Origin of the sequence: Falsiroseomonas oryzae, assembly GCF_027856955.1 — a bacterium.
Classification (GTDB): domain Bacteria; phylum Pseudomonadota; class Alphaproteobacteria; order Acetobacterales; family Acetobacteraceae; genus Falsiroseomonas; species Falsiroseomonas oryzae.
This window is the reverse complement of record NZ_JAPSMD010000329.1, coordinates 1-5,939: the sequence shown is the minus strand read 5'-3', so window position 1 is coordinate 5,939 and position 5,939 is coordinate 1. Positions and strand designations below refer to the sequence as shown.

Genomic DNA, 5,939 nt, shown 5'->3' with positions numbered 1-5,939 from the left:
ATGTGCGACCTTCCGCCGGCGGCCGCAACCGTCCTCATGCCGCCTGCGGCCCGCGTTGCGCCGCGCGCCGCTCGCCGGCGAGCAGCGCGGCGCCGGACGCCAGGATCAGCGCCGCGCCCGCGACCGTCGCCCAGCCCGGCACCTGGCCGAACAGCCAGAGCGCCAGCAGCAGCATCAGCGGCAGCCGCGCATATTCGTAGGGCGCCAGCACGGAGTTCGGCGCGATCCGCATCGCGCAGAGCGCCAGCCACAGGAACAGCGCGCCGGACAGGCCCACCCCGGCGAGCGCCGGCAGATCCTCCAGCCGCCATGCCGCGTCCAGCGCGCCGCCCGACCCTGCCACCAGCACCAGCGCCTGCCAGGTGATCACCGTCACCGGCCCGTCGCGCCCCAGCAGGCACTTGCCCACGATGATCGAGACGGCGATGAGCAGGGCACCGGCCACGGCGATGGCGTAGGCCGGGTGCCAGGCCGCGAAGCCCGGCCCGAACACCGCGACGGCGCCGGCGAAGCCGATGCCCATCGCCTGCCAGCGCCGCGCCGGCACCAGTTCGCGCAGCACCAGGGCGGCGAGCAGCGTCACGAAGACCGGGCGGAGATAGGTGAGCGTGCCGGCATCGGCGAAGGGCAGATGGGCGAAGCTGTGGAAGATCGCCCAGAGTGCGGTCAGCATCAGCAGGCCGTGCAGCACATGCAGCCAGGGCCGTTCCGTGCGCAGCACGCCGAGCCCCTGCCGCCGTGCCAGCACCGCGACCAGCAGCAGGATCGCGAGCCCGCGCGACAGCGTCAGCTGCTCCACCTCGATGCCGGCGCCGAGGTGGTGGACGAGCACGTTTTCGGTGACGAAGGCGAGCTGCGCCACGACGAACAGCGCGATGCCGCGCATCACGGGCGTCTCGAGGAAGGTCCGCATGAGGTGCCTCCGGTCGGCGGGACCCGGCGGCGCGCCGATCGCGCCACGCGGGTCCCCACTCATCGGAAGCACGGAGTTGCGCCAGGCCGCTGTGCCCGACCGCACAGCCCGTGCGTCAGGCCGCGGCGATCTCCTTCCAGAAGAAGGCCGAACCCTCCAGCCGCGTGCGGTCGGTGGAGAGGGCGAAGCGCGGCACCACGCCGAGCAGCGTCCAGCCGAGCGATTCATACAGGCGCTGCGCCGCGCTGCCCTCTACCGTATCCAGGATCAGCAGGCTGCGCCCGGCCTCGCGCGCCATCGCCTCCAGCCGCGTCATCAGGGCGCGCCCGATCCCGCGCCGGCGTCCCTCGGGGTGCACCAGCAGCTTCGTCACCTCGGCGCGGTGCGGCTGGTTGGGCTGCGGCGCGAAAGCGAGCTGCACCGCGCCGAGGATGCGGCCCTCCACCCGCGCCACGAGCAGCCGCCGCTCGCCGCTCTCCAGCGCGGGCAGCACGTTGCGCCGCCACCAGGCCTCGCTGTCCGCCTGGCTGAAGGGCAGCACGAAGTTCACGCTCGCGCCGGCCTCGACGCAGAGGCGCATGACCTCGGCCAGGGCCGGCAGTTCCCGCGCCGCGGCGGCGGCGTCCAGTTCCTCGATGATCGTCATCCGACCTCCGGTGCGAGTCCGTGCGGCATCGCGATGCCCCGGACGGGCACCGCGCCAGCGCGTCACCGGCCCTGCAAGTGCCGCGCCACGAAGCGGGAAGCCGCCTCCACGCCGCCGGCCGCGCCGATCTCGTTGTGGCCGGCCTCGGCCGCTTCCCACAGCTCCACCGGCGCGGTCGCCGCGGCGGCCAGGGCGCGGCCCATCGCCGGCGGCACCAGCGTGTCGCGCGCGCCCTGCAGGATCACGATCGGCGCGCGGACCTCCGCGATGCGGGACAGGTTGTCGTAGCGGTCGCGCAGCAGCAGGCCGGATGGCAGCAGCGGATAGTGCAGCCGCGCCAGCGCCAGGAGGCTGGTGTAGGGCGATTCCAGCACCACCGCGCCCACCGCCTCCGGCTGCTCCGCCGCCAGCCGGATGGCCGGACCGGTGCCGAGCGATTCGCCCCAGACCACGATGCGCCGCGCCGGCACGCCCTCCGCCTGCAGCGCCGCGAGGCCGGCGCGGGCATCTTCCGCAAGCCGTGCCTCGCCCGGCGATCCGGGGTTGCCGCCATAGCCGCGCCACTGCACCAGCAGCGCGCCCCAGCCCAGCGCCTGGAAGCGCGCCACGCGCCCGGCGCGGTGCAGCAGGCTGCCGCCATTGCCGTGCAGGTAGAGCACCACCGGCGCATCCGGCCGTGTCGCTGCCACGCGCCAGCCCAGGATCTCCAGCCCGTCGGCGGTCCGCAGCCGCACCGCCTCCACGCCGCGCAGCCCCAGCGCCGCGGGCGCGGGCGGCGGCGCCGGATCGGGGAAGTAGATCAGCCGGTCCTGGAAGGCATAGAGCGCCGTGCCGAAGGCGCCGAGGGCGAGAACCGCAACGATGCCCGCGGAGAGGATCGGCACGTCGCCGTCAGGCAGCCGGGTTGCCGGCCGCCGTCATCAGCGCTTGACCACGACGATACCACGCTCGGCGGCCGCCTTGCGCACCCGCTCGACGCGCAGCAGCGCCTCGCGGTCGCTCGTCACCTCCCGCCCATGGACGTAGAGGTGCTTCGCTTCGGGCCGGCGCTCCGTCGCACGGCGACGCTCGGCGTGGCTTTCCGGCGTGTCGGCGAGACTGTCCTCATTCGTCGAGCCCATCGTAGCGCCTCCATCTGTGCAACCCAGCCAGGAACTGGTTGAGGAAGTGTGCGTCGGTCAGCAAGGCGGCGGCCACCCCCAATGCCGTGCGTTCGTCCGACGGGGGGTGGTCGACGTCGATGTTGATCGTGCCCAGTGGTTCCGGGCGATCGTGCGGCGCCTTGATGGCATAGGCGCCAGGATCGGCGAAGAGCGGAAACGCCCAGGTCGCCTGCCAGGTGGACTCCATGGGCGGGTCGTCCGGGAAGGGGGCCGACCCCTCGGCCGTCACGATCCGCCCGCCATCCCGCCGCAGCCAGCACACTGCGTCCCGTGTGGTGAGACAACGTCCGGCGATCGAGTCCTCGATCCAGAGCGTCAGGTCCTGGCGGCGCCGCTCTCGCGCTCCGTTCAACCGCAGGACGCGCAGCCGCCGCCGCGACACCCGGATGACGATGCTCACGCGCAGGCGTAGGCCGTCGGCCGCGACCCCGCATGCCGCCGCGATCGGCGCCCGCGCCTCGTGACCAAAGGCATCCATCAGCGAACGCTGGTTCCAGGGCAGCAGCATGCGCTGCGCATCCAGCGCGTTCTCCGCGGCACGGAACCCCGCCGCATGCACCTCCAGCGCACGGGCCAGATCCATGTCGAAGTCGAGCATGTCCACTTCATCCACGCGCAGCGGTATCCATAGCACGTGGTCCTGGCTTGCGGCCCAGGTCTCCTGCGCGCCGAACACCGCGGTCCGTGCGACGGCGGCCGCGAAGCCCACCAGCCGCGACAGGTCGGCCGGCGTGTCGGCGATCCGGAAGGCGAGGACGGGCAGATCCGGATCCGCGGCGCGTTCGTCGTCGCACAGCCAGAGGGGAAGGTTGGAAACCATGCCGCCGTCCAGCAGGTGCAGCTGCCGCGCGGCCCGCGCGGAAGCGACGCGGATCTCGACGGGTCGGAACACGCCGGGGACGGCCACGGAAGCGGCGACCGCCGTGGCGACTGCCAGGTCCGGCGTGTTGTCGCGGTCCATGACGAAGGGCATGCCGCGTCCCACATCGGTGGCCACGATCCGCAGCGGCATCGGCATTTCCGCGAAGGTCACGCGCGGCCCCCATCGCGTGCCCGCCGGCGGCGGCAACAGGGCTCCGGCCCGTCGCCGCTGCTGGAGGATTTCCTCCATCGCCGCTTCGACGGTGTTCGGGTCGAACCAGCCGCGCTGGAGGATCCCGCGGACCATCAGCTGAACGACAGCCCCGACCGCATCCGCCGCCCGCCGCACGACCCCGCTTGCCCGCTTGCGGGCGCCGAGCGCGCGCAGCACGGCCCGGAAGCCCTTCCAGTCTCGCCCGAACAGGTCGACCGGCCGACGCCCGGCGACCTCCCGGAGGATGTGCACGGCCGGGTGGCGCGACGGGTCGCGCAGGTGATCCGCGATCCGGGGTTGCCGGGCCGGGTCGAAGATCTCGTTCGCCGTCAGCCCCGTGGCGACGAAGGTCGCGATCACGGCACCCGCCGAGGTCCCGACCACACCCGCGAAGGTCAGGCCCAAGCGCTCCGCCGCGGCAAGCGCCCCGACATGCGCAAGGCCCTTCGCGCCGCCGCCCTCGAACACGCCGAGCACGCGTCCATCGGCGTCTTCCGGCGCCTCCGCGCCCCTGGCGGTCACGGCGCCTATTCCCGCGGCCCCGGCGCCAGCACCTCGCGCTTGCCGACGTGGTTGGCCGGGCCGACCACGCCTTCCTTCTCCATCTGCTCGATCAGCTTGGCCGCGCGGTTGTAGCCGATGCCGAGATGGCGCTGCACGAAGCTGGTGCTCGCCTTGCCCTCGCGCGTGACCAGCTCCACCGCGCGATCGTAGAGCGACGCCTCGCCATCGGTGTTGCCGCCCAGCATCCCCGGCAGCGCGCCGCCGCCTTCGTCCTCGTCCTCGGTCTCCGTGACCTCGTCCACATAGGACGGCTCGCCCTGGCTGCGCAGGAAGGCGACGATCTCCTCCACCTCCGTGTCGGAGACGAAGGGGCCGTGCACGCGGCTGATCCGGCCGCCGCCGGCCATGTGCAGCATGTCCCCCTGGCCCAGCAGCTGCTCCGCGCCCTGCTCGCCCAGGATGGTGCGGCTGTCGATCTTCGATGTCACCTGGAAGCTGATGCGCGTCGGGAAGTTCGCCTTGATCGTGCCGGTGATCACGTCCACCGAAGGCCGCTGCGTCGCCATGATCACATGGATGCCCGCCGCGCGCGCCATCTGCGCCAGGCGCTGCACCGCCGCCTCGATCTCCTTGCCGGCGACGATCATCAGGTCGGCCATCTCGTCGATGACCACCACGATCATCGGCAGGCTCTCCAGCACCAGCGGCTGGTCCTCGAACAGGGGGCGATTGGTCTCCGGGTCGAAGCCCACCTGCACGCGGCGCGTCATCACCTCGCCGCGCTGCCGCGCCGCGGCCACCTTGTCGTTGTAGCCCGCGATGTTGCGCACGCCGAGCTGCGACATGGCGCGGTAGCGCCGCTCCATCTCCCGGACCGTCCACTTCAGCGCGCCGATCGCCTTGCGCGGATCGGTCACGACCGGGGCCAGCAGGTGCGGGATGCGGTCATAGACCGAAAGCTCCAGCATCTTCGGGTCGATCATGATGAAGCGGCACTCGTCGGGGCTGAGGCGGTACAGCAGCGACAGGATCATCGTGTTGATCGCCACCGACTTGCCGCTGCCGGTGGTGCCGGCGATCAGCAGGTGCGGCATGCGCGCCAGGTCCGCGATCACCGGCGCGCCGCCGATGTCCTTGCCCAGCGCCAGGTTCAGGCGGCCGGGATGCCGCACCCAGTCCTCGCTGGCCAGCAGCTCGCTCAGCAGCACCGTCTCCCGCCGGGCGTTCGGCAGCTCGATGCCGATGACGTTGCGACCCGGCACCGTCGCGATGCGCACCGCCGTGACGGACATCGACCGCGCGATGTCGTCGGCCAGGCCGATCACCCGGGCGGATTTCGTGCCGGGCGCCGGCTCCAGCTCGTACAGCGTGACCACGGGGCCCGGGCGGATCTCCGCGATCCGGCCGCGCACGCCGTAATCCTCCAGCACCGTCTCCAGCATGCGGGCATTGCCCTGCAGCGCCTCCTCCGACGGTCCGGCGACGCGCTTCACCGGCGGGCCCGTCAGCAGGTCGAGCGGGGGGAAGGACCAGGCGGCCTCCTGCAGCGGCAGGCTGGCCTGGCGCATCCCGGTGGCCGGCTTCGCGGCGCCGCGCTCGGCGACGCGCGGCGCCGGCAGCTTGCGGCCGGCAGCCGGC

The 5,939-nt window shown here is 72.9% G+C and carries 6 protein-coding genes; all 6 read right to left on the bottom strand.

Annotated features, from left to right (window positions below):
* Positions 1–34 precede the first annotated feature (34 nt).
* The gene (locus OZN99_RS23345; RefSeq protein WP_270937656.1) at positions 35–913 is read right to left on the bottom strand and encodes a DMT family transporter; all 879 of its coding nucleotides are present in this window, start codon (positions 911–913) and stop codon (positions 35–37) included.
* A gap of 115 nt (positions 914–1,028) precedes the next feature.
* Positions 1,029–1,559: a GNAT family N-acetyltransferase gene (locus OZN99_RS23340; RefSeq protein WP_270937655.1), complete on the bottom strand. Its 531-nt coding sequence runs from the start codon at positions 1,557–1,559 to the stop codon at positions 1,029–1,031.
* 62 nt (positions 1,560–1,621) lie between these two features.
* Positions 1,622–2,443 (bottom strand): alpha/beta hydrolase, encoded by an 822-nt coding sequence (locus OZN99_RS23335; protein ID WP_270937654.1) that lies wholly within the window; start codon positions 2,441–2,443, stop codon positions 1,622–1,624.
* A gap of 36 nt (positions 2,444–2,479) precedes the next feature.
* Positions 2,480–2,680, bottom strand: coding sequence for a hypothetical protein (locus tag OZN99_RS23330; protein ID WP_270937653.1), 201 nt, complete (start codon positions 2,678–2,680; stop codon positions 2,480–2,482).
* Complete coding sequence (locus tag OZN99_RS23325; protein ID WP_270937652.1) at positions 2,664–4,319, bottom strand: patatin-like phospholipase family protein; 1,656 nt, start codon at positions 4,317–4,319, stop codon at positions 2,664–2,666. The genes OZN99_RS23330 and OZN99_RS23325 overlap by 17 nt, the downstream gene beginning before the upstream one ends.
* A gap of 5 nt (positions 4,320–4,324) precedes the next feature.
* The coding region (locus OZN99_RS23320; RefSeq protein ID WP_270937651.1) for a DNA translocase FtsK at positions 4,325–5,939 on the bottom strand (1,615 nt) is incomplete at its 5' end.